Consider the following 2,670-nt stretch of genomic DNA (forward strand, 5'->3'; position numbering starts at 1 on the left):
CATTCTGTAACATCTGTATCAATAAGAATACATTCATCAGCACCAACTCTTTGAATCAGTCTGTCCCTGTCACCTTTAAGTGCGCCACCTGTAATGATATAAGCATTGTGCCACTTACCTGATCTGTATTTAATGATGTCATACATCTTGTCACGCATTTCAAATACAACTGACTTAAGTGTTGTAGGTTTGTCATAACGATTATTAATACTAATCATTTGCCAGATAGAATCCAGGTCAACAACCAAATCATCTTTAGTTGCTACAGAATGCACCCAAGTAGTTTTACCAGCACAAGGTGAACCATATATAATGAAGACTTTCTTCTTAATGTTATAAGTAGATGCATGACCTTGAGTGAATCTCTCATGAATGCTGTTATGACATTGGAAGCATACTACTTCAACATTGTCAGGATTCAAACTAACTGATACATCTTCCACATTTGCATCTGATAATTCTTTTTTGTGGTGAATAATAAGATCATATTTTTTAAGAATAGCCTTACCACAACATTCACAGTGAACATATCCGTCTGTGTCTGTTCGTTCAGCTATAATGACATTCCTGAAGTCATTCCACTTCTTAGACTTATAGAATTGCTGTTGTGTCATTGGTTATCACTTCCTTTAACTTATAAATAATGTAACGGACACAATTAATACATTAAATAAAATATAAAAGCCACTGCATTAACAGTGGCTTCTACTTATTTAACTCTTATTAATTGCCCTAAGCAAATCATATTTGCATCTTTAATGCTACTGTTAATCTTCATAATATTACTAACAGATGTGTTATATTTCTTAGCTATCTTTGAAAGCGTATCACCTTTAACTACTTTGTGATAAAGCTTCTGGTTGTTAATAGCTGAAGAAGTCTTCTGATTAATTATCTTTTGAACAGCTTCATACCTGTCACCTAATTTGGTTTTTCTTTCTGATCCTGAACCAAACACACCTTTCATTGCCATGTCTGCTAACTGTTCATCTGTGTAATTATCAAGTGAATCTTTTTCAGCAACATAATCAATAAATTTAGACTTACCATGATTAACCCAAGTCCTTGTATTATAGCCGGATTTATTTCCAAGATTACCAACAGCTGTGATCTGAACACCATCCTTCCAAATTGGTGTGCATTCAACAGCTAATCCATCACCAATATAAATACCAACATGACCTGACATATGAAGGATTTCACCCACCTGGATGTTTTTAAAGTCTGTTGTAACATCAGTGCAATATTGCATCATATCATCAGCACTTACATCAGGAACATTATTGGATTTATACACAGCACCACCATAAGTGTTTTTGGAATTACCATTCCATCCCCATAAAATAGACTTAACAAGGCAAACACAGTCAAATCCAAAAGTGGAAGCTGAAGCTGCTTTGATGATCTTAGTTCTATTTGATTTCTTATTATAAGAATGATTCTGTGTGAATCTCTGTTTGTTCTTTGCTGTCATAGGTGAACCAAAACAACCCATAACATACAGTGTCTTGTAATCAGTGGCTATTTTCTTTGCCATTGCAACAAATTCAGTTGATTTCATCATTTGACTTCATCCTCACTTTCTTCATAAACTTCTGCAGTGTCACCGACCACTTCAATGAATTCATCATCCTGTTTAATTACTTTCTTGTCATCCATAATTACCACTGTCCTTTCTCTAAAGTATCTTTCTTAAGTTCTAGTTCCTTCATTTTAAGTTCAAGCATAGCCGGATCTGAAGTCCACAGGGAATTACCTTCATCATCTTTATCCCAGTGTTTTAATAACATCATTGCTGAAGTTGGATCTGGTAAAGCATACTTATCTGATATTTCAACACGCACCAATTTTCTTTGTCCTATTGCATCAGCATCATATCCCATAGCAATTAATGCATCTTTAATTTCTTGATTCCATTCTTCATATTCAATGATTGTTTTCTTTTCCGAATAATGACATCCTGTTGCCCTCTTATAAAGTGCAGCCTTTATCGCTTGAATAGGCACTTTGCGCCCATTTTTTAGAAGTTCGGAAAACTCTTTATATTGCTTTTTGTATTCACACATCATTGATTTATGAATGCCAAGTTTTTCAGCAATTTCTTTGTCAGTTGCACCGACTTGAAGCCAAGCTCTTATTTCTTCAAATCTTGGCTTTACATTTGTTTCATATTTTCCTGGGCGACCGCCTTTGTTTTTAACCATGCAGTATCACATCCTTTATTTCATCCTTTTTTCCATATCTTCAACCTTCTGTTCAAGTTTGAAGGTCCTTTCAATTACTTCATTGTGTTTATCCTGTTTGGCTTCTAACCTTATTATGTCTGCCTTAATACCATTAATAGTCTGTTCTATGATTAATGATTGTTTTTCTTGTTCAGACTTAAGTTCAAATATAGTTCTTTCATGCGCTGTTTTGGATGATTTAGCAACACCCAAATAAGAAAAGATTCCACCAACAAGCGCAACCAATATTGGTGCAATCCAGGTCATTGCATCCATGTTATTCATCCTCTTTTTCTTCAATAGGTATTTTTTCAACTTCAGGAAGACCGGCAAGTGAAGTTAATAATGAAACAATTCCGGCAACCAAAGCAATTGATCCTACTGATACCCAGTCCACATCAGCAATACCCACAAGATTAGTTCCAATTAATGCAATAGCTGTTTG

At 34.8% G+C, this 2,670-nt stretch carries 5 protein-coding genes; all 5 read right to left on the reverse strand.

The window, feature by feature from the left end:
- A partial coding sequence (locus tag Q0409_RS05715; protein ID WP_298535981.1) for an HNH endonuclease signature motif containing protein occupies positions 1–614 on the reverse strand: 614 nt, incomplete at its 3' end.
- A 95-nt stretch (positions 615–709) separates the two neighbouring features.
- On the reverse strand, positions 710–1,561 hold the full coding sequence (locus Q0409_RS05720; RefSeq protein WP_298535983.1) for a LysM peptidoglycan-binding domain-containing protein: 852 nt from the start codon (positions 1,559–1,561) through the stop codon (positions 710–712).
- 100 nt (positions 1,562–1,661) lie between these two features.
- Entirely contained in the window at positions 1,662–2,204 is a 543-nt protein-coding gene (locus Q0409_RS05725) for a hypothetical protein (protein ID WP_298535985.1), read from the reverse strand.
- Between the two features lie 15 nt (positions 2,205–2,219).
- The gene (locus Q0409_RS05730) at positions 2,220–2,492 is read right to left on the reverse strand and encodes a hypothetical protein (protein WP_298535987.1); all 273 of its coding nucleotides are present in this window, start codon (positions 2,490–2,492) and stop codon (positions 2,220–2,222) included.
- A gap of 10 nt (positions 2,493–2,502) precedes the next feature.
- Complete coding sequence (locus tag Q0409_RS10390; RefSeq protein ID WP_366940076.1) at positions 2,503–2,661, reverse strand: holin; 159 nt, start codon at positions 2,659–2,661, stop codon at positions 2,503–2,505.
- Between the last annotated feature and the right edge of the window lie 9 nt (positions 2,662–2,670).

Source organism: uncultured Methanobrevibacter sp., from assembly GCF_937898925.1.
In the GTDB taxonomy this organism is placed as follows: Archaea; Methanobacteriota; Methanobacteria; order Methanobacteriales; family Methanobacteriaceae; genus Methanobrevibacter.